Genomic DNA, 19,679 nt, shown 5'->3' on the forward strand with positions numbered 1-19,679 from the left:
TGATATGCCGTCACTCCGTGACGGTTCCTTGAATCGCTCCGCGATTCAAGGAACAGGAATTCGCTCCGCGAATTCCTGAAAAGCCGCCAGCTACGACCAAGTCTGTCGCTTCTTCCTCCCTGGCGAACTATCACCTCTTTGATTTAGCTTCCGTGGTTGCCGTCAACCCAAATGTGATTCTTTTTCTGCTAAACCCAGTAACGCCCCATCAAATTGCTTTGCACGTAAGCTTAATCTCCGGAACCTGAAACGCGGTCAGCCGATCCCTCCATGGATTACGCCTCCTGCCGTCATCAAAAAAGGACGTAGGCACAACCCCAACTTTAGCGGCCATCAATCGGCAGCAAACTTCATCAGCTAGGCTGTAACTCAACTCAAATCGAGTAGAGCTGGTATTCGGAGAGGTTTGCACTCTCCGAGTCGAACAACAAATTTTGTACCCAACTGTCTCATCGTTAAAGGCCCCAGCGGAATCAACCACTGGGGCCTTAACATTGATCGCGTTTAGCATTGCTATCGCCGGTTAGTCCACCAAAGCACCAGCAGTGTCACAACGCTACTCCCCAGCTTGTAACTCATGCCGTTCCAGAACTGACTCAACGGGTTCCCTCGTTGCGATCCGGCCAGTTTGCGCAGGTCAAAGCGTCGTGGCTGGTAGACATGCCTACGGCTGTGAGCCTTCCTAGGACGATTCCGGTTAGGCTTACTCATGCGGCGAGCTCCTGTGCGTCGTGGCGAGGGGAGCCCTCCCCCCCAACTGGTTTCGTAGGCCATGAGGTTGGGGTGCAGGGCTCCCTTTGTCGTTTATTGCGACGGAGTCTAACGGGTACTCAGGCTGCGTGTCCGGTGGGGACTGCAATCCGCTCACATGCCCCAGCGTCGAGTGTGGAAAATACGACGCTGTAGCCCCTACGCAAGTGTCTATTTCCGATTCTTTACTCACAGACCCGGAGAGGTAGCCGTACTTGGTTTGCCGCGGGTCTACAAGGATGAGGGCTCGACGCTCCTCAGGTACGCCAGGCAACGGCCGGGCTCCCTGAGCTATCGCCAGATCTGGCAGCTGCTGACCGCGTTCGGCGGCCTCCATGGGATCGGCACCGTACGAACCACTGACGGCGAGCCACTGAGCAATGCGCGGCCATCGGCGTGGTCATTGGGGGTGGACAGTTGTCGACATGCTCTCCGCACACGGCACCACAGTGTGCATCGCCGGCCCGGGGTTACACCGGTTACAGCGGGTCGACGGTGAAAAGGCGCCGGTCGAGGTCCAGATGCACAGTGCCGCCGTTCTGCTCGCGCAGCTGGCGCCAGGCGGTGTAGCCGGTGAGGATGGCGTGCTCCCAGTCCGCGGCGCGGCAGACGCTGACCTCGAGGTGTGCGGTCATGTGCGCGATGGTGGTGAGGAGTTCGTTGTCGATGTGCTTGATGTCGGCGAAGTAGCGGTGGCGCGCGGCGTAGGAGAAGACGAGGGCTGAGATGCCTTCCTCGATGGCGATGGCGCGGCCGCCGTCTTCGGCTTCGTCGACGGCAGGGTCGCTTTTGCGTTTGCGGCTGAGGAGGAAGCGGGTGACGGGGGACCAGCCGAGGACGGCAGCGTGGGCGAGGTGGAAGGCGTCGTGGAAGCGGTAGTTGTCCTCGATGTGGGAGGCGCTGGTGAGGGGGTCGCCTGCGGGGGTTCCGTCTTCTCGGGTGAGGACGATGACGGTGCGGCCGTCGTCTCGGGTGGGGGTGAAGGTGAGGGTGGTTTGGCGCGGGAGGCGCTCGTGTTCGGGGAAGTGTTCGTCGAAGCGGGTGTGTTCGGTGTCGGGGGTGGTGCGCCAGCGGTCTTTGGTCTTTTCCAGGCTGGCGGTGGCGATGTCGTCGAGGTCGAGGTCGAAGCGGTGGGCGAGGGCGGCTATGTACCACAGGACGTCGCCGAGTTCTTCGCGTAGTTGGTGTTTGCCCTGTTCGTAGGCGGGTCCGTCGCGCAGGTGTTTTTTGTAGGCGGTGGTGAGGGATCCGACTTCGCCGGCGAGGCCGAGGAGGGGGACGAGGACGGGGTCGGTGTCTTCGGCCGGTGGTTGCAGGGTCTTGATGGCGGCCTGTTGGTAGCGCTGGAAGTCCATACCTGCTCCCTTGTCTGATCTTGAGACATCGCTGTCGGATTTCCCGACGTTGTCGTATCCTAGGACAACGACGTTGGAAATGCAGACGATTGGGGGGAAGTGCTGAGTACCGTCACACCGGGCATCGACGACATCGTCTCGGTCCTCATCGAGTTCCTGGCCGAGCTGCAGGACCGGTCCGCGGCCGAGGTGAGCGCCGAACTCCAAGAAGGCGGAGCAGAGTTGCCGGTCGACTCTCTCCTGATTGTGGAGATCCTCACGCGCGTTGAGGAGCGCTACTCCATCGCCATTCCTGCCGACCGCGAGTCGGCGCAGGCCACCCGGTCTGTGCGGGCTTTCGCCCGCGCGGTGCGGGAGGCCATCATCGAAAGGCAGCAGTCATGACCCCTCCCCCCTCCGACGCCCGCGCCCGCGATCCTGAACTCATCCAGCTCGGCGAGCGGTTGAAGAAGACCCGCGACTACCTCAACATGTCGCAGCAGTTCGTCTCCGACAGCACCGGCATTCCCCGTTCGGCGATCAGCGACATCGAGCGCGGCGAGCGGCGCGTGGACAGCCTGGAGCTGAAGAAGCTCGCCCGTCTGTACCGGCAGCCGGTCGCCTACTTCCTGGCCGAGGAGGAGGACGCGGACGCCGGCGAGTACGCCCTGGCCGGACTGCCGCGCGCACTGGCCCAGTTGACCGACGGCGACCAGAAGACGGTGATGGAGTTCGCCGAGTACCTCTCACTGCGGCGAGCGGCCGAGAAGGAGCAGGAAGGTGCCGCCGGGCAGGGCGCGCAGCGGTGAACTGGACGGTGGCGCACCGTATCGCCGGGATCGCGGCCGTCCAGGCCCATCGCAACCTGGGCATCGACCGCACCCGGTACGTGCCTGTCCACCAGGCTTTGAAGGCGGCCGGAGTGGTAGGCATGGCGCAGCCGATGCCGCGCCTGTTCGGTGTCTACTTCTCTCCCGCCGACAACGGGCCCGCCGTGTTGCTCAACGCCAACCTGAACATCGTCACCCAGCGGCACACCGCGGCCCACGAGCTGGGACACCACCATCTGCGGCACCGTACGGCGGCCGACGACGACCTCAGTCCGGCGCTGCGGTGGGGCAACGGCAGCTGGCCGGACGAGGAGAAGACCGCGGAGGCGTTCGCCGCCTGGTTCCTCATGCCGCGCCCCGCGGTGCTGGCCGGGCTCGACCGGATCTGTCAAGGGCAGCCGACCAGCCCGGAGCACGTGTACCGGCTGGCCAGGGAGCTGGGCACCTCCTACGCGGGCACCGTGCGGCACCTGCAGCATCTCCGTCTGCTGGAAGCGAACCGTGCAAGCCAGTGGGCGAAGATCTCTCCGGCCGCGCTGCGCACTTCCCTGGCGGGCGGGTCAGCCCTGCCGGCAGACGCCCATGTCCACGTCGTCACCGCCAGTTCACATCTGCAGCAGGTGCATGCCGACGTCGGTGACCTGCTGATCGTGCGCGTCGACGGGGCCGCCTTCGTCTCGCTGCCCAAGGGCCTGGCCCGCTGGACGGGTGCAACGCAGACGGCCTCGCCTGTCGAGGCGGCCATGGTGACCGACGAATTCTCCGATCCCGTCGTGCTGGAGGTGTCCGCGGCCGGCCGGGACGAGCCGGTGCATCTGACGGTGGTCCGTGACTCGCCTCGCGCCGGTGTGCACGACGTCTGGCCGGACTGACGTTGTCCCGCGCCGGACTCCTTGTTGATCCCGTCGACCGTGCCAGGAGGATTAATGATCAGCTTCGATGTCACCGGCCGTGACCTCACCCGCGCCTGGATCGCCGCCTGCAACGCCCTTGACCGCAAGGACAACCCGTCGCGCACCGGCCTGCACACCGTGGTGCGCATCGCCGACCCGACTGCCGATGACGCGGCCTTCCGCGCGGAACTGGACCGGCTGCGCATCGCCAAGCGGCACGAACCCGTCGAGACGATCGCGAGCACCTTGTTCCCGGCTGCTCTCGCCGAGAAGGCCGCCGACCACGCCGAGCTCGTGGCCCGCTACCGCGCCATGTATCCGAGGCTGCGGCGCTATCCCGGCAATGCCCACGGTACCTACTTCGGCCGTCTCGTCGCCTACCCCGGTGCGAAGAGGACCGACATCGACCAGGTCGGCAATATCATCAGCCGCCTGCGTAAGCAGGCTTCGGGCAAGGGCCCGATGACGGCCGCTTACGAAGCAGACCTGGCGCACCCCGACGATGGCGACGTACCGGCCGAGCTGCTCGTGCATGCCGCCGACCGCGACAACCTGTACCGCGGCTTCCCCTGTCTGAGCCACTGCTCCTTCCAGCTGGACCGCGACGGCCGGGTGCATGCCGCGGCGCTGTATCGCAGCCACTACATGTTCGAACGGGCCTACGGCAACTACCTGGGCCTGGGCAGGCTCCTGGCCTACATTGCGGACCAAGCGGGCCTGGCCGTCGGCACTCTGACCGTCGTTGCCGGGCACGCCCATCTGGACGGGCCGATCACCGCCATACGGCCGCTGCTGAGCGACACCCCGACTCTGGCCGCATAGGAGCGCGTCTCAGCAGGGGCCGTTGATGCCCCACTTGGGAGGGAACCAGGCTGGCACCGGCGCCGCCGAGGACCGGTAGGTCTGCTTGATGCGGCTGCGGCCGCTGATCCCGGCGATCTCCGGGTGGGCGACGCGTGCGTACTTGTCGACCTCGCAGAACAGGTTCTGGCAGTCGATCAGCTGCAGCGGGCGCCCTCTCAGGCCCGTGAAGGTCAGGCCCAGACGGGCGAAGTGCTCGTCCTGGGTGTCGGCCATGTACCGGATCATGTCGGCCTCGATGCCGTCGGCCGCCGGACCGAAGCACTTGCGGATCCCGTCCCTCGCGCCGGGCCCGGCGACGACGAAGTCCATCTCCGAAAACGGCATCTGGGCGGCGTAGTTGAGGTCGATGACGAACTGGTAGGCCAGGAACGGGCCGATGGCCGGATAGCCCAGCAGGACCTCGTAGGCATCCTGCAGCGTCGGCGCGGCCAGGACCTTCTCCGGGGCGCCGGAGGTCATCATCATCTCCAGCAGCCGCAGATGGTTGCGGTGCTTGCGCTCCTCCCCCAGCTGCGGCGGCGGCACGATGTAGGCGGCCGAGTACAGCCGCTCCCCCGCCGCGAACGCCCGCGACAGCACCCGGTCAAAGGCCCGGTAGTCGTAGCCGTCCCACCGCACCTTGCCCAGCGCGCCGGTCAGCAGCCGCCACGTGGATTCCTTGTTGAAGATCTTGAACAGCAGGGTGCGGAAGAAGACCTCTTCCCACTCCTGCTCGCCGCGGTAGATGACGTCGCCGATCAGGGCCTGGCTGACCCGGTCCGCGGCCCGGTAGCAGTTGGTGAACCGGTGCCGCGACAGGATCGGATCGCTCGTCCACGGCCCCGGCCCGCCGGCCAGCCGCGTCTCGTACACCGCCTGCCGCGCCGCAGCGAACCGCCAGTACGTGTCGAACACCGGCGTCGGATGCAGCACTCGCCCCGCAATACGAATCCCGGCCGCAGCGGCAGCCCCCGAGCCCTCCGGCGTCCGGCGTCCTTGCAGCAGCGTCACCATGCGCTCAATATATATTCGATACAGGGTAGTTGGCATGGACAAGGGGGGACCGTGGACCTGCTGTGGCAGCAGCCCCGCCGAAACACACTCGTCTCCTGGCCCAAGGATGTCGACCAGCGCCTCGACATACTCGTGCGTGTCGCAGTCGCCGCCGGCGAACAGACTTCCCGCTCCCAGATCCTGGCCGCACTCGTCGCCACCGCCGAAGCGAACCCCGACGCCGTCGCGGAACTTCTCCACGCCTACCGACGCCTGGCCAGCGACGCTCTGGCCGCGGACAACGAACGCCCCGATCTGCCCACCGTCCGTGTCCCCGGCCCCACCCGCGCACAGTGACTCAGCGGAGCTCCCCACCAGCTCATCCGGCTCAACAGCCGGGTAATCCTTGTCGCTCATGTCCGTCCGATCCGGAGGCCAGGGACTCACGGCGAGCCCCCGCCAACCTGTCACGTCACGGACTTACACGATCTTTCAGACACACCCCGCCCAGGGCGTGCCGTATGGCGGGGAGCTGTCAGAGAGCCGTACGGAGGCTCTCGCAGAGATCGATCCAGGGCGGTGCCCGGCGTGGGAGATCGGCTGGCAGCGTGCATACCGGCTCGCTCTCGCCCACGGGCGGGCCGGGGGCGCCCTCCCTGAGCGGGATCGTGCAGGGCGAGGACCTCGGCGCGTGGATCACCGTGCAGCGCGCGGGCTGGGATCGGCTGGTGCCTGTGCAGCAGTTCCTGCTGGAGACGATCGGCGTGGAGCCCGCGGCTGAGGGCCAGGCGGCGGTGTCGGCGCGGCGGTCACAGGATGAGCGGTGGGCCGCCAACCTCGCGGCCGCCCGACAGTTCCACGCCCGCGAAGGCCACCTCCGGCCGGCACGCAAGCACGTCGAACTGGTAGACGGGGAGGGAATCAAGCTCGGTGCGTTCCTGGACAACGCCCGTTGTCGCGCTGGGAAGTTGAGCGAGCAGCGGCGCGCGGCGCTCGATGAGTTGGGCATGCGCTGGTAGTCCTGGCGTGGAGGCATCAGCGGACTCGGAGTGTCGTGTCTGTTGGCCGTGGACGTCGTTTCATTGGAGATCGCGTATCCGGGCCCCGAACCTGGTGCGCGAGTGCTGAGGCTTCTGGCTTCCGCTGCCCCTACCTGCTTGTGCGCCTCCTTGTGACCGTCGCGGATCGTGCTTCGGCGCCGGAACGCATCGGCCCGGACTTGTGAGTCCGGGCCGATGCGTTCTGTGTATTGGCGGGGTTCCTACCGGACAGGCGGAAGGGCGATGGCCGCCGCCCATGCGCTCGCGGCCGCACCGAACATCTCGGTGCTGCCCGGCAGCCCATGGATGAAGAGGTAGGTCGCAACGGTGAATGAGAAACAGCCAAAAGCCGTCAGCGCGATACGCGTGCACGTCCGGGCGGTGCGCAGAACACGGCGGCGCCGGGCGCGACGGGACCGCATGCGCTGGCGGGCGCGCTGGTGCCGCTGCAGCACCCGTACGTCCGCCTCGATCACCGCGATCCGCTGGCGGCGGCGGTGGAGGTCGGCCTCGATCACCGCGATCTGGTGCCGCTTGAAGTCGAGGACGGCCTCGGCCACGGCCGCCTCGCCGCGACGGCCGGCCAGGTCCAGCTCAGCCTCGGCGAGGAGCTCCTCGAGGAAGTTCCGCTCACCGAGGGGCTGTCCCTGTGGCGTCGGCGCGCCGGGCGAGGGGTTGAGGGATGACATCGCGCTTTCCTCCTATGCACGTGGCCGAGGCCGAAAAACCTGTGGCCCGACCGGGGTTACATCCCAGTCGGGCCACAGGCCGCATCCGTTACACGCGTTGTCTGTTCCTTCTGTGCTCGTCTCGCGCGTGCTCGCGGTTCCTTCTGTAGGAGCGCATCCGCATGGCGGTCGTGGGCTTGCCCTCGTGTTCGAGGCTGACCTTCGAGTTGGCGCGGTGGCTGCGCAGGTAGTGATGGGAGACCACGGCCACCAGGGCAGGAATATTCGCGAGGAGGTGGATGGGGGCAGAGGCATCTCCGGACCAGATCACGATGGTCATCACGACGCACGCGCCGACGGTGCCGGCCAGCAGTCCTACTTGGGCGAGTGTGCGGACGGGGCTGAAGCGGGGCCGATTCTCAGGCCTTTTTGCGGAGTTGCTGGTGCGCTGCGGCTTCGGCGGCACGATCACACGCCTGGTCTGGCGGGGAACCGGCTCCGGCCGCGGCTGGTGCGGCATCGTCGGCGTCGATGGATTCTCCTGCTCGTCCGTGCCCGGTTGCGCGGCGGTCGCCGAACCGGAGCTCACGCCCGTGTTCCTCGCCTCGGTGTTCTTCGTCGCGGTGTTCTTCACCTCGAACAGCATGAGTTCCTCGCCGCGCTGGAGGATCGCGTCGAAGCGGGCGGCTTTCGCCTCCTCGCTCGCCGGGTCCGGGAGAGGCTCGGCGAAGAACTCGGCGAGGTCCGCCTCGAACTCCGCGTCGGACTCCGGGAGCAGTCCCTCGCCTGCGGGTGGCAGCGGGGGGTACGTCGGCGCAGGTGCGGCCTGGGTCTCGTCACGGTCGTCGTTCACTGGCCCGTCCCTTCGTCTCGCATCCTCTTCGCCTTCGCGCGCCCGCGTGCCAGGTGCTGCCGCTCGAGGTTCTCGCTGATGCCCTTGATCATGGCGCGTTCCGCGGCCGGGTAGCCGTCGTGCTCGAGTTGGATGCTCAGCCGCTGTTGTTCGGGCAGCTTGGCCATCAGTTCCTTGAGCTGGGTGATCTCGTAGGCGTTCTCCGGGAGGGCCTCGCCATCGGTGACCTGCGACTCGCGGCCGCGGCCAAGGGCGGGATCATCGCCGTTGATCTGGTCACGGGCGACGTGCGCGGCGATACGGCGCTGGCGCACGTTGTTGTCGATGATGTCCACGCACCGCCTGTGTAGGATGCGAAGAAAGTACGCCTTCCGCTGTTCTGGTTCCAGTTCGTACAGCTGCTCCCATTTTGTCCACATTTGTGACATCGCTTCCTGGGTGGCGGCCTCTGCCTCCCACTGCTGCAGCCAGTGGCGACCCCGCCCGTATCTCACCCCGTTGGCGTACCACTGCCTGTAGAACGCCTCGAATTCGTCCTTTTTGCGGTGGTGGCCGGTCATGGGCGCCCGCCGTGTGCACCGGTCGTCATGGTCTTCCCGTCGCGCGTGCCGCGGGCGCCACGCGCCCCGATTCGAAACAGTCGCCCGCCGCGCGCCGTTCGTTACACCCCACGGCCAGACTTTTCTGGGAGAGCCGGACACCGGCCCAGAACGCCTCCCTGCCGACGTCTGCTGCCCAGCCTCAACGAGCCCGGCCCGGCGATAGCAACGCTCGGCCGCATGAACTCGGCGCAGCGGCGGCGCGGGGTCCGGACCCACACCTGGGGCCAGAGGGGCCGGTAGAGGACCGATGGGCAACCGACCTGGCGGCCGAACGGTAATTCCACGCCTGTGAGGGGCACTTGTGGGTCCCGCGCAACCACGTCGAACAGACCGGAGTCGAGGGCGAGGGCGAAAGGGGACGGGCGTGGAGGCGGTCCGGCCGGGGCGCTCAGAGCGAAGGCTCCGCGGAAGCAGCACAGCACGAAGAACACCAGAAGACCGCGGGGCCGTGATCAGACAGAGGCCGATCTCCGGAGCACCTCGCCGGCGCAGAACCGCCGAACTCACCCCTCACCTGTACCAATGCGGTGGCCTTCAACGGGTCGCGACGGCAGGGTCTGTTGCCAGAGCCTGCTGGCCTCCCCGTTGCGGTCCGGGCCGCCCCCACCGCGAAGTCGGCAGACCGGCGCTCTCCCGTGTCACCAGTGCGCTGACAGGCCCCCATGGCGCGCCTGTCGACGACGGACGTCGTTTCACAAGAGATCGCACACGAGGACCGAACCTGGTGTGCGACGGTTGAGGACTCGACTTCCGCTGCCCGGTCTAGGGTTCTCAGCCGTAGCCCGGCCCCTGTAACGCTCTGGCGGGGCCGGGCTACCTGCTGCGCGAGCGCCGCGGGCGCTCACGCAGTTCGGAGCGGCAGGCCGGGCAGTGCCGGTCAACTCACCCCGCCGTCACCGGCATCCCTGCGTTTCCGCAGGCCACAGAGGCCGCTCGAAGGACGGCACGCCGGGGCCGACACCGCCCGGCCCCGGCACTCGTTCGCCGGACACCGGCACAAGCAGACCGTCGACTGCGGTGACGGGGGCGCTGAGATGCCATACCGGGTTGTGAGCGGAGGGCAGTTGGGGTGAAGGCAGTCCTGAAGGTGACGCCTGCCGTGGGCGAGACGACGTGGTCGTTCCTGCACCGGGTGGCAGCCGCGTACGGGCTGGAGGCCGGTGCCCTGGCGGGATCGTGGCGGTGGTCGAACCCGGTGCAGCGCAAGGACAGTTGGCGTCCGGATGGTGAGGTGTTGCTGGACGAGGCGGCGCAGGAGCAGCTGGCCGGGTGGTGCGGTGTCCCGGCGGAGTATCTGGCGCAGGCGTTGCCGTCGTGGGGAGCCGGGCGGGAGGCGCTGGCCGGCCGGGGCGGGGACGGGCAGGGGTGGGCGCGGTGGCGGCGGGGGGCGGCTGAGTGGGGGCCGGTGGTGTTCGGCTGCTCGTTGTGCGCGGCTTCGCGTGGGGCGGGTAGGGGGCGGGTGTGGGTGTATCGGCCGCGGTGGCGGCGGTTGTGCGTGCGGCACGGCCGGTGGCTTTTGGACGTCGGTGAGGGGCATCCGCTGCGGTTCGTCGATGTGGCGGGGCTGACGGTGGAGCTGGGGCGGGCGCTGCGTCGTTGGGGGCGGGTGGCTCGGGCCGGGGCGGCGGGCGGGGCGGATCCGGGTGAGGTGTTCGCTCTGGCGCGTGCGGTGGTGTGCGAGTGGTGGGGGCGCAAGGAGTTCTGGGAGCGGGAGCAGGTGTGGGGGGCCCGGCTCGAGGAGGTTGTAGCCGCTACCCGCTGGTGGGGTGGGGATGCGGATCCGGTGGGCTGGGGAGCGGAGCAGTGGCGGCTGCTGGTGCGGGACGTGGTGGTGTTCCCGGAGATTGTCGGGGTGGCGGGTCCCCTGGTGGAGCCGGACGTGCGGCAGCTGGTGGCCGGTGAGGGGGCGAGTGGGCTTGTGCGGGGGCGGGATGTGGATGCGCGCCTTGCCGCGGTGCTGGGTGAGCGTTTGAAGCGACGGTGGCTTGTTGAACTGGAAGAGGACGGGCATGGGGCGTTGACGTCCTGGGTGCGGGCGGTCGTACGGGAGCAGCGTCGTGCGATCGGATCACGGCCGGGGCAGGGGCGTGGGCTGTGGTGGGTGCGGGCCGTGCACCGGCCGGTGGAGGTGGGGGCGGGTCTGCGGCTCCTGGCCGGTTCCCCGGGCTCCGTTACGGATGCGGGTGTATGTGGGGTGCAAGGCCCTGTAGGCGGGGGTGGGTGGGAGGTGGGGCCGGTGGTGCCGCGGTGGGAGGGACGAAGCGGCAACTTGCAGCAGCGGCGTGCTCAGCAGTTCGCTGAAGGGCTCGAGCATGCTCGCCGTCACGTGCGCGAGGTCGGGCATCTGGCCCTCGCGCACACCGGTTCCGGTGTACGGGAGGGGTTCGATCTGGGGCGGTGGGTGGCCAACCGGCGAGCGGAAGCCGCGGCGTTGACCGTGGAGCAGGCAGCGCAGCTGCGTGAGCTGGACAGGTGGTGGAATCCGCCCTGGCCCGTCGACTGGCAGCGCGCCTGGTATCGAGCCCGGGCCTTCGTTGATCAGCACGGGCCGGTCGATGGCGGGAGCAACCTCGCAGGGCTGCCGACGTGGCTGGAGCGGTGGCTGCGCCTGCAGATCAGCCAGTACGGGCACCTGCGCGAGGAGCAGCGGAGTCTGCTCGGTGAGCTCGGCCTCACCGCAGCGGAGGTGCGGCGTTTTCATGCGTGGCCCGGTCGCCGTCGCGCCGCTGCAGACGGCCTGGAGGTTGCGGGCGCCTTCGCTGCCCGGCACGGCCACCTCGCCGTCTCCAAGCCGACCTGCGTCGACGGTTTCGCTCTGGGGGCCTGGCTGAACGAGGCGCGCTGCCGCCAGCGCAGCGCCGGCCGTCCCACCCGCCTGGGACGGCAGCTGGACGCCATCGATGCCGGGTGGAACCCGTCCTGGCCGGTTGTTTGGCAGCGCACCTGGTGGGCTGCCCGGTATCACCTCACCGGGCTCCCCAAGGGGACGGTGTGGTGGCCCGATGCTCCCGAACCTGAGTACACCGCTGTGTGGCTGCGGGAGCAGTTGGCGCGGCGGCCGCTGTTGCAGCCCGGCCAGCGGAGCCTGGTCGAGCAGTTGTTGCCGCTGGCCGGTGAGGCGCCGGTGTGGCAGCCGCGGATCAGCGACGCCGCCTGGCGGGCCGTGTCCGCTCTTCTTCCTCCGCTGTCGCATAGCGGTGGCCGCCGACGCTGCGAGCGACAGATCCTGGAAGCCATCGTCCATATCGCCTGCACGAAGACGACGTGGAGGCGTCTGCCCCAGGCTCTGGGGTCCGCTTGGACCTGCCAGCAGCGTTTCGGCCGCTGGCGCGAGGACGGCACCCTTGAGCGCATCTGCCGTGCCCGCCTGCCCGAACCCGACACTCGCTGGCAGCGGCCTCTGGCCGCCTGGCTCGTGTCCGCTCCGCATGGTGGCTGAGGAGGGGCGCTGCAGCGGGACAGGCAGCGCGCATCCGGCTCTCTCGTGTGTCGGTGGGGTGCTGTGGCGTCCGGCTAAGCGGCCGCCCTCCCCTCGTGGGGCGCGGGTAGTCGGCTGACCGAAGCGGCCACGGTTTCGGTCCGGGCCTTTTGGACCAACTGCTCGTGGGCCTGGATCCACTTGTCGAGGTTCCTGGCCCGGGACGGGACGTCCCTGAGAATCCGGACCGCGGCAGCCAGCCACCGCTCCAGATCGACCGCTTTGACCACATGGCAGGCTCTCAGGAAGGCGACGGCCTGCTGGGGGTCTACGGGCAGAACGTCGCCGGCGATGATGCGGCGCGCGGTGGTCGCGGGCAGCCGGCCGGGCCCGCAGGCGCGCTCCATCTCGCCGGGCGAGGGGTAACCGGCCCACACGTGCTGCCGGCGCAGGGCGCGCAGGAAGTCGGCTGGGGTGGCCAGCAGCGTGGGATCGGGTGCCGTGCGAACGTAGTACGGGGCGCGCGTGGCCCGGCGGGCCCTGATCCACAGTTGGCGGGCCTCGTCGATGAGATATTCGAGGTAGAAGTCCCGGTCGCTGATGTTCGCGAGGATGAATTCCTCGACCGTCTCCCAGGAGGGCACGACAGCGCCGGATGCGGCACGCTCGAACGTCGCGGCAGACACTGATGTGCTGCGTCGAGCCATCTGCTGGTAGGTCATCTGCGCCTGATGCCGGCGTGCGCGCAGGAAGTCGGCGAGCGTCGCCCGGGCGGGCACGGTGCGGTCGACAGGGTTCTCGCGGCGTCCCATCACCACCACCTCAGTTCCCGGCATTGAAGTAGGCGCGCACGATGCGGCTGAGCCGACCGCCGCCGCGGCTCGGCATGACGGCCAGGACGACGACCGCGGCGCCGATGCCTCCGGCTCCCGCCAGCAGCCTCAAAACGTCCTGGACGTTGTGCGCGTCGGGTGCCAGGCAGGCCGCGGTGACGACGAAGGCCACGATCACGAACGCGTGCGGCATGCCTAGCCGAACGGACGGGACGGTTCTGTGGCGATGTTGAAGAAGGTGTCGCGGTACGCGACGCAGCCGGGGGCTTGCTGCCCATGAACAATCTCCTGACTACCGTCCGGCGACCAGCCGATCGCCGGACGGTGCTCTATGGCTCCAACCGGGGCACCGGTGCGGTCAAGGGGAGTTGGCGCTCCCTGCGCGCAAATGGGCTGCTACTGCCGCCAGTTTCCCAGCCCCTACGCCACTCCTGAGGGGGCATCAGTCAATTGCCTCATCAACGCGCCAACGAGTCCTTTTGTCGAAGAGGACGTCACCCACGGCGGTTCGAGACCCGCCAGGACGGCCCGGACGGGCCGGGCAGGCAGAAGTCGCAGGTCACGGCGCTGCGAGCGGGCCTACCACGTGCTGCTGACAATGCGTTCCGGGCCGACAATCGAGGAAACGGCGCAGGTCAGGGCGGGTTCCGTAGTCGTTCGGGGCGGATTCGTGGAGGTATTTCGGGTGACAGCTTCGCATGGTGGCGTCCACCAGGGGCAGGGCGCTGGCCTGCGTTGATTCAGGATCACGCCATCCGGGTTTCTCCTTTGCCTCCTGGAGAGGGAGACTTCTCATCACGGGCAGCCGCGAAACGGCCCGCCCGCCCTGATTGCTACTGGCTCCAACCACTGCAGCAGGGAACGGGCAGGTGTTGGCGCACCTGCCCAGGTGAAGCCGATTCCCGTGCCCGTATGGACGGGACATCGGCTTCACCTGTATCTGTGTCCGTCTCAGGGCCGCAGTTGCCCGGCAGGCTATCCCGGCGTGATTGCCGGGGGCAGCGCCCCGGCCCGCTTCATTCGCAGGTGCCGTCAGGTACTGGCCGACTGCCGTCAGCCCGGCTACGCCGCACCATGGCCTCGGCGCGTCGTGGCCCTGCAAGGACTCCTCCGGCGGCGGGCGCTGCCGTACCTGCGCCACCAAGTTGTGTGCTGGTGAAAGCGCGGGGGCCGGTCCGGCTGTTCAGCTGAGAACCGCTCGTTCGGGTGGGAGCGGGCAGATCCGTGTGCGTCGTGGAGTCGGCCCCGACTTGAGTGGCGAGGTGACACGAGATGAAGGCGCAGACCGTGCCTTAGGCCGTGCCGGCGAGGTGCACGGGATGCACGGCCTGGCTGTGGAAGTGGCTTTCACCGAGGAGTGGGGCCGCTTCACTCAGCTGCCCTGGGACCTGGCAGCCGGCTCGGTGCGTTTTGAGGAGCTGTCCCCGGTATCGGCTTTCCCGGTGGCGCCTGGGGGCCGCCGTGCGCCCGGATGGTGGTGGTCGGCCAACCGGTCGGCACGTGGTGCACGGATCCGTCGCAATGCGCACCCAGTTGATGGTGCTGGACCGCGACCCCGAGGTGACCGGCCTGTCCGCACGACCTGCACGGTTCCTGTGGCGGGATCCAGCCGGTGGGGGCGTACGTGCGTGGGTCCGCAGCTGTTCGCCCGCTACGCGGACGGCACCGGCCTGCTGGCCGACTGTCCCTCCAGCCCCACCGCGGGCAGCGAGCTGACGCAGCGCGCTCGGATGGTGCTGGAGGCGGCGTGCGCGCGGGTGGGCTGGGTCTACCGGAGTCTGGAGCCGCCGGGGGCGGTGAGGACGGCGAATCTGCGGTGGCTGGCCGGCTACCGGCATCCTCGCCACCAGGGACCGTCCTGGCTGCGGTCCGCGCTGGCCGCCGTGTTCGCGGTGCCGCGGCCGCTCGGGGACGGGGTGGCGTTGGCGGGCGATCCGCTGCAGGTCTTACCGGCCCTGTACCACGCCTGTGGGCCGGGCAGTTGGTGGCGTCGCTCGATGAACCGCTCGGCCAGCAGACGGTGCTCCGCACCTGCGCCGCCAGCGGCAGCGGCAGGCATGCCTCTGCCCTGGCGGCGGGCGCGGTGGGCGCGGTGAGGGAGGAGCCCGGTGACAGGGCAGCAAGAGCGGTGGCGGCCGGTGGTGGCGGTCGGAGCACATGTTGTCCACCGGGGAGAGACCTGGCAGGTGGCCGCTCTGCAGGGCCAGCAGCTCTGTCTGGTGCAGGAGAACGGTGCCGAGAAGACCCTGCTGATGGGTCATTTGTTCGCCGATCCCGGCTTCGAGGTAGTGGGCGCGCGGGCGCCGCAAGCGGTCCCGCAGTGGGGGTTGTTCGAGACCGTGCCGGCGGCCGCCCAGCAGCGGGCTTTGGCGTGGCTGCCCCACATCCGGGAGGTGGAGACCGGGTGGCCGCATCCGCCAGGAAGCCGCGCCGGCCAGACGATGAGGCCGCAGTACGACCCGAAGCGGTGGACGCTGGCCGAGCGGGACGCTGCCAAGGCCAGGGAACTGACGTTGCTGGGCTTTGCCCGGGTGACCCGCACGACGGTGGAGCGGATGCGGCTCGCCCGCCGGCAGGGCCTGTGGGGGCTGGTCGACAAACGCACCGTCCGCTCCGCCCGCCCGGCCGGCCGCGCCGACGAACGGGTCGTGGCCGCGGTACTGGAGGCCTTGCGGCGTCAGCGCGGCCGGTCGAGAGGCACCGTGAAGGGACTGCGGGTGCTGACCGGGCAGATCCTCGACGACCTGCACGGGCCGCAAGCGGTGGCGCTGCCGCCGCCGTCGTCGTTCTACCGGCTGGTCAACGCCCTCGCCGACCCGGCCGAGCTGCCCGGCCGGGCGGCGCACACGGCCACCGCACCCGCCCGCATGCCCTCAGCGCCGCTGGTGCTACGGCCCGGGGAACAGGTGCAGATCGACACCACCCGCCTGGACATCATGGCCGTCCTCGAGGACGGCACCCTCGGGCGGCCGGAGCTGACCATCGCCGTCGACGTCGCCACCCGCTCCATCCTCGCCGCCGTGCTGCGCCCGCACAGCACCAAAGCCGTCGACGCCGCCCTGCTCCTGGCCGAGATGGCCGTCCCCCACCCAGCACGGCCCACCTGGCCTCAGTCGCTGCATCTGTCGCGGGCCGAGGTGCCCTACGAGCGGATGCTGTCGCTGGACGAACGGCTGGAGGGCGCGGCCGCCCGCCCGGTCATCGTGCCCGAGACGATCGTCGTCGACCGCGGCAAGATCTACCTCTCCGCCTGCTTCGTCGCCGCCTGCGAGATGCTCGGAGTGAGCGTGCAGCCCGCCCCACCCCGACGCCCGCAGGCCAAGGCCGTGGTGGAACGGACCTTCGGCGCGATCAACGACCTGTTCTGCCAGCACGTCGCCGGCCACACCGGCTCCAGCCCCCTCAGACGCGGCCCTGACGTGGCCGCGAGGCACGGTGGACGGTCCCGCAGTTGCAGGACCTCCTCGACGAATGGATCACCTGCGGGTGGCAGAACCGGCCCCACGACGGACTGCGCCACCCCGTCCTGCCCAAGACCGCCCTCACACCGAACCAGATGTGGGCCGCGCTGATCACCCTCAGCGGATACGTCCCCGTGCCGCTGACGGGGGCCGACTACCTCGAACTGCTGCCCGTGCGCTGGCAGCCCATCACCGACCGCGGTATCCGTCTGAACCACCGCACCTACAACCACCCCGTCCTCAACCCCTACCGCGGCCGGCGCTCGCCCCACGCGGCAAGGACGGCAAGTGGGATCCACCACAATCCGCACGACGCCCGCCAGATCTGGATCCGCCTCACCGACGGACAGCTCCACGCAATCCCCTGGATCCACCGCGACCACGTCCACCAGCCCTTCGACGAGCAGACCTGGCGCCACGTCCAGAGCGAAGTCGAACAACGCGCAGGCCGCGACCAGCACGAAGCCGACCTCGCCGACGCACTCGACCAGCTCCTGCGCCGCACCCGCGGCCCCGCAGAAACGGACCACAGCAGCCGTCGCAGGAAAACCCGCCCCACCAGCAGCGCAGCACAGCTGTCCACACTGCCCGACCTGCCAGGTCAGCAAGGAGCACGCGATACACAGACCGCCGACCCGGCCGTAGAGACCGCCGGCCATGCGCCGGTCACCCAGGCAGACAGCGGAACGCACAGTGCGCACGGCGGCCCGACGCCGGGCCTGGACTGGAGCGAGAGCCTGGACGATCCCATCGGCGCCGACCCGGCGACCGGCACCGGCACCGGCACCGGCACCGGCACACACAAACAGGACGGTACGGACATGAGGCCGGCGGGGGTAGACGGATACGGGCTGTGGGACGCCGAAGCGGAGGCCGAGCAATGGTGAACACCCCACCAGGCACAAAAGATGCGCCGTCCGGCCGACACCCGCCAACGACCGACCGGCTGCCTGGTGTCGCGGCACCTACGGACGCCGAGGCCCCTCGCGCAGGACCAGTCGGTGACCACCTGGGACGGCTTCCATGCCTTCGCCACCACACCCGCAGCGGCCCCTCCCCCGCCCGGAGCGCCGCCCGCAGCCTCGCCGAACGCCTCGCCTACCACTCGCGGTTCGTCACCGTACGCACACCGGCCATCGACACCCTCGCCAAGAACGTGCGCACCCTGATGATCCTCGGCCGCCACCAGACCGTCACCGCACGGCCCTCCCTCATCGTCACCGGCCCCGCCGGCGCCGGGAAAACCACCGCCCTGCTGCAGGTCGGCCGCGTCTGCCACCTCGCCCACACCCGACGCCACGGCCCCACAGCCACAGCCGGACACGTCCCCGTCGCCTACGTCCTGGTCCCGCCCGCCGCCACCGCCAAAACCCTCGCCCTCGAATTCGCCCGCTACCTCGGCATCCCCGCCACCACCCGCATGTCCCAGGCCCAGATCACCAGCGCCGTCTGCCACACCTACACAGCCGCCCACGTCGAACTGGTCATGATCGACGAAATCCACCGCCTCAACCCCGCACCACCACCGGCGCCCAGACCGCCGACTGGATCAAAGACCTCACCGAACGCATCGGCGCCACCTTCATCTACGCCGGCATCGACGTCACCACCACACCCCTGTTCACCGGCGTCCGCGGCGCCCAACTCGCCGGCCGCGCCTCCCTCATCGACTGCGCCGCCTTCCCCGCCCGCCTCGGCGAGGCAGAGCCCTTCCGCGACCTCATCACCGCCATGGAAAACGCACTCGACCTACGCCACCACAAACCCGGCACCCTCCCCCACCTGGCCCCTACCTCCACGAGCGCACCGCCGGACGCATCGGCAGCCTCGCCCGCCTCATCCGCCAGGCCGCCATCACCGCCATCAGCGACGGCACCGAACGCATCACCAAAACCACCCTCGACGCCATCCGCCTGGACCACCTCGCCGAACAACACCACCGCCCCCGTAAGGGCGGGAACGCAGCACCCCGTGAACCAGGCCCATGCCGCAACCCTCGCGCAGCGCGTGGTCGCAGATGGGACGGCCGGCCGGGGGCGCCTCACCCCGGCGGGGGTCCCTCCGGGGTGGACGGCCCGGCTGTCAACCGGCCTTTTCGACCGTGGCGGTGTCTATCCACCTCGCCAAGATGCTGAAAGCGGCGAGCTGCTCCAGGGCCTCGTTCTCTTGAAGTTCCTCGTCCTCTTCGTGGGCGATGGGGTTCCGGATGGCCGCATACACGCCCCGCGCGTAGTTCCCGGCACCGTCGTGACGGTTGCGGAACGTATCGCCTCCGTCGTTCGCACTCAGGCGCAGACGAGGGTGCCCGCAACGGGTGCGTTGGTAGAGAAGGCGTCGGACAGGAGCTTGGCTTCCGAAGCATCCCTGCGCTCGAGCTTCGCCTGAGCCTGGGCGTTCACCGCCCTCGCAGCAGCTCCGACCGCTTCACGGAAGTGGCCGCTGCCCCACAAGCCCTGCACGCTGCCCCAGACCCATGGATGCAGCGTGGACGCATCGAGCTGGGGCGCACCACTGCCAAGGTTCTCCTGCAGCTCCTGCTCCGCCTCCAGCAGGGCGATCGCACGGTGCGCCGCCTCACGATGGCGCCACATCGGCTGCCTCGCGGCCTCCTCCCACTCCGCGGTTCGCCAGACAGGCAGCACACGGTCCAAAATCTGCTCCACAATCTGCGCCGCAGCCTGCACCTCCGCCTTGGGCTGATCGAACTTGTAGCCCCAAAAACCAACGGTGTTCGGGGCGTCCGGCACGTACGTCACCGGGCAGTGACGAGGAAAGCCTTCAGCTTTGCGATGGCCCAGTCCTTGTTCATCTGCGTCATGAACCAGATGCTGCCCCACGCCACCGACAACGCCCCTGTCCGCAGAACCGCAGCGTGCCCTCCGCAGGGTCTACGTGCCAGCCTGCGACTTGAACCGCCATACGGCGTGCTCCAGTCCGCCGGGTTCGTGCCCGAGAACAGCGGCAGCCTCTTCGTACGCGGCCCGCAGCTCCTCGTACCGCAGACCCGCGACACCGGCATCCACCGCGAAGTCACGCAGGTGTACGTCCACTGCAACCTGCGACCGACCGACGAGGTTGCCGATGTAGTCGACGCTCTTCGGCCCCACCCCTTTCACCGCGCGCAGAGCGGCGCGATTGTCCTGGTGGTCGAGCCACACATG

At 68.9% G+C, this 19,679-nt stretch carries 18 protein-coding genes and 2 pseudogenes; 10 read left to right on the top strand and 10 right to left on the bottom strand.

Features of this window, described 5'->3' with window-relative positions:
- Positions 1-1,229: 1,229 nt before the first annotated feature.
- Complete coding sequence (locus C4B68_RS00005) at positions 1,230-2,105, bottom strand: nucleoside triphosphate pyrophosphohydrolase family protein (protein WP_099506661.1); 876 nt, start codon at positions 2,103-2,105, stop codon at positions 1,230-1,232.
- 99 nt (positions 2,106-2,204) lie between these two features.
- Here C4B68_RS00005 and C4B68_RS00010 point away from each other — a divergent pair, with 99 nt between their 5' ends.
- The 4 genes from C4B68_RS00010 to C4B68_RS00025 are packed head-to-tail and all read left to right on the top strand — an operon-like array spanning position 2,205 to position 4,629.
- Entirely contained in the window at positions 2,205-2,489 is a 285-nt protein-coding gene (locus C4B68_RS00010) for a phosphopantetheine-binding protein (protein WP_167458953.1), read from the top strand.
- Positions 2,486-2,893 carry a helix-turn-helix domain-containing protein gene (locus C4B68_RS00015; protein WP_099506662.1) on the top strand — a complete coding sequence of 136 codons (408 nt, stop codon included), beginning with the start codon at positions 2,486-2,488 and terminating at the stop codon, positions 2,891-2,893. Before C4B68_RS00010 ends, C4B68_RS00015 begins: the two co-directional genes overlap by 4 nt.
- The gene (locus C4B68_RS00020; RefSeq protein ID WP_099506663.1) at positions 2,890-3,786 is read left to right on the top strand and encodes an ImmA/IrrE family metallo-endopeptidase; all 897 of its coding nucleotides are present in this window, start codon (positions 2,890-2,892) and stop codon (positions 3,784-3,786) included. The genes C4B68_RS00015 and C4B68_RS00020 overlap by 4 nt, the downstream gene beginning before the upstream one ends.
- A 54-nt stretch (positions 3,787-3,840) precedes the next feature.
- Positions 3,841-4,629 carry a thymidylate synthase family protein gene (locus C4B68_RS00025; protein ID WP_240634078.1) on the top strand — a complete coding sequence of 263 codons (789 nt, stop codon included), beginning with the start codon at positions 3,841-3,843 and terminating at the stop codon, positions 4,627-4,629.
- Between the two features lie 9 nt (positions 4,630-4,638).
- Here the strand turns inward: C4B68_RS00025 and C4B68_RS00030 are convergent, their stop codons facing one another.
- Positions 4,639-5,700 carry a nucleotide kinase domain-containing protein gene (locus C4B68_RS00030; RefSeq protein ID WP_240634644.1) on the bottom strand — a complete coding sequence of 354 codons (1,062 nt, stop codon included), beginning with the start codon at positions 5,698-5,700 and terminating at the stop codon, positions 4,639-4,641.
- A gap of 15 nt (positions 5,701-5,715) precedes the next feature.
- Between C4B68_RS00030 and C4B68_RS00035 the strand changes: the two genes are divergently transcribed.
- A complete protein-coding gene (locus tag C4B68_RS00035) occupies positions 5,716-6,000 on the top strand; it encodes a hypothetical protein (protein ID WP_099506664.1) in 285 nt (94 codons plus the stop codon).
- A 251-nt stretch (positions 6,001-6,251) separates the two neighbouring features.
- Positions 6,252-6,662: a helicase associated domain-containing protein gene (locus C4B68_RS00040; protein ID WP_240634080.1), complete on the top strand. Its 411-nt coding sequence runs from the start codon at positions 6,252-6,254 to the stop codon at positions 6,660-6,662.
- 242 nt (positions 6,663-6,904) lie between these two features.
- On the opposite strand, the gene C4B68_RS00045 is transcribed toward C4B68_RS00040, so the two are convergent.
- The 3 genes from C4B68_RS00045 to C4B68_RS00055 form a co-directional block, all read right to left on the bottom strand.
- The gene (locus C4B68_RS00045; protein ID WP_099506665.1) at positions 6,905-7,372 is read right to left on the bottom strand and encodes a hypothetical protein; all 468 of its coding nucleotides are present in this window, start codon (positions 7,370-7,372) and stop codon (positions 6,905-6,907) included.
- A gap of 88 nt (positions 7,373-7,460) precedes the next feature.
- The gene (locus C4B68_RS41540; protein ID WP_167458954.1) at positions 7,461-8,204 is read right to left on the bottom strand and encodes a hypothetical protein; all 744 of its coding nucleotides are present in this window, start codon (positions 8,202-8,204) and stop codon (positions 7,461-7,463) included.
- On the bottom strand, positions 8,201-8,764 hold the full coding sequence (locus C4B68_RS00055) for an RNA polymerase sigma factor (RefSeq protein ID WP_099506667.1): 564 nt from the start codon (positions 8,762-8,764) through the stop codon (positions 8,201-8,203). The genes C4B68_RS41540 and C4B68_RS00055 overlap by 4 nt, the downstream gene beginning before the upstream one ends.
- A gap of 1,141 nt (positions 8,765-9,905) precedes the next feature.
- Between C4B68_RS00055 and C4B68_RS00060 the strand changes: the two genes are divergently transcribed.
- The gene (locus tag C4B68_RS00060) at positions 9,906-12,245 is read left to right on the top strand and encodes a Helicase associated domain protein (RefSeq protein ID WP_143674577.1); all 2,340 of its coding nucleotides are present in this window, start codon (positions 9,906-9,908) and stop codon (positions 12,243-12,245) included.
- 74 nt (positions 12,246-12,319) lie between these two features.
- On the opposite strand, the gene C4B68_RS00065 is transcribed toward C4B68_RS00060, so the two are convergent.
- Both C4B68_RS00065 and C4B68_RS00070 read right to left on the bottom strand, forming a co-directional pair.
- Positions 12,320-13,036, bottom strand: a complete 717-nt coding sequence (locus C4B68_RS00065) for a helix-turn-helix domain-containing protein (RefSeq protein WP_167458955.1) — start codon at positions 13,034-13,036, stop codon at positions 12,320-12,322.
- Between the two features lie 10 nt (positions 13,037-13,046).
- On the bottom strand, positions 13,047-13,250 hold the full coding sequence (locus tag C4B68_RS00070) for a hypothetical protein (protein WP_099506670.1): 204 nt from the start codon (positions 13,248-13,250) through the stop codon (positions 13,047-13,049).
- Positions 13,251-14,685: 1,435 nt separating this feature from the next.
- Here C4B68_RS00070 and C4B68_RS42620 point away from each other — a divergent pair.
- From C4B68_RS42620 to C4B68_RS00085, 3 genes and pseudogenes are all read left to right on the top strand, one after another.
- The gene (locus tag C4B68_RS42620; RefSeq protein WP_240634081.1) at positions 14,686-15,153 is read left to right on the top strand and encodes a TnsA-like heteromeric transposase endonuclease subunit; all 468 of its coding nucleotides are present in this window, start codon (positions 14,686-14,688) and stop codon (positions 15,151-15,153) included.
- 42 nt (positions 15,154-15,195) lie between these two features.
- Positions 15,196-17,405, top strand: a pseudogene (locus tag C4B68_RS00080) (transposase).
- A gap of 114 nt (positions 17,406-17,519) precedes the next feature.
- Positions 17,520-18,467, top strand: a pseudogene (locus C4B68_RS00085) (TniB family NTP-binding protein); the annotation flags it as partial.
- A gap of 133 nt (positions 18,468-18,600) precedes the next feature.
- Here C4B68_RS00085 and C4B68_RS00090 read toward each other — a convergent pair.
- The 3 genes from C4B68_RS00090 to C4B68_RS42325 are packed head-to-tail and all read right to left on the bottom strand — an operon-like array spanning position 18,601 to position 19,676.
- Entirely contained in the window at positions 18,601-18,813 is a 213-nt protein-coding gene (locus C4B68_RS00090; protein WP_104879919.1) for a TIGR02391 family protein, read from the bottom strand.
- Positions 18,804-19,355, bottom strand: a complete 552-nt coding sequence (locus tag C4B68_RS00095) for a TIGR02391 family protein (protein ID WP_146119942.1) — start codon at positions 19,353-19,355, stop codon at positions 18,804-18,806. Before C4B68_RS00095 ends, C4B68_RS00090 begins: the two co-directional genes overlap by 10 nt.
- A 51-nt stretch (positions 19,356-19,406) precedes the next feature.
- On the bottom strand, positions 19,407-19,676 hold the full coding sequence (locus C4B68_RS42325) for an HhH-GDP family DNA glycosylase (protein ID WP_206337048.1): 270 nt from the start codon (positions 19,674-19,676) through the stop codon (positions 19,407-19,409).
- Between the last annotated feature and the right edge of the window lie 3 nt (positions 19,677-19,679).

It is taken from the genome of Streptomyces dengpaensis (assembly GCF_002946835.1).
Classification (GTDB): domain Bacteria; phylum Actinomycetota; class Actinomycetes; order Streptomycetales; family Streptomycetaceae; genus Streptomyces; species Streptomyces dengpaensis.

What these genes read in the sequence shown, in the direction of transcription:
- C4B68_RS00005 (WP_099506661.1), bottom strand. Translation starts at nt 2,105, where the DNA reads ATGGACTTCCAGCGCTACCAACAGGCCGCCATCAAGACCCTGCAACCA.
- C4B68_RS00015 (WP_099506662.1), top strand. Translation starts at nt 2,486, where the DNA reads ATGACCCCTCCCCCCTCCGACGCCCGCGCCCGCGATCCTGAACTCATC.
- C4B68_RS00025 (WP_240634078.1), top strand. Translation starts at nt 3,841, where the DNA reads ATGATCAGCTTCGATGTCACCGGCCGTGACCTCACCCGCGCCTGGATC.
- C4B68_RS00030 (WP_240634644.1), bottom strand. Translation starts at nt 5,700, where the DNA reads ATGCCAACTACCCTGTATCGAATATATATTGAGCGCATGGTGACGCTG.
- C4B68_RS00045 (WP_099506665.1), bottom strand. Translation starts at nt 7,372, where the DNA reads ATGTCATCCCTCAACCCCTCGCCCGGCGCGCCGACGCCACAGGGACAG.
- C4B68_RS00055 (WP_099506667.1), bottom strand. Translation starts at nt 8,764, where the DNA reads ATGACCGGCCACCACCGCAAAAAGGACGAATTCGAGGCGTTCTACAGG.
- C4B68_RS00065 (WP_167458955.1), bottom strand. Translation starts at nt 13,036, where the DNA reads ATGGGACGCCGCGAGAACCCTGTCGACCGCACCGTGCCCGCCCGGGCG.
- C4B68_RS00070 (WP_099506670.1), bottom strand. Translation starts at nt 13,250, where the DNA reads ATGCCGCACGCGTTCGTGATCGTGGCCTTCGTCGTCACCGCGGCCTGC.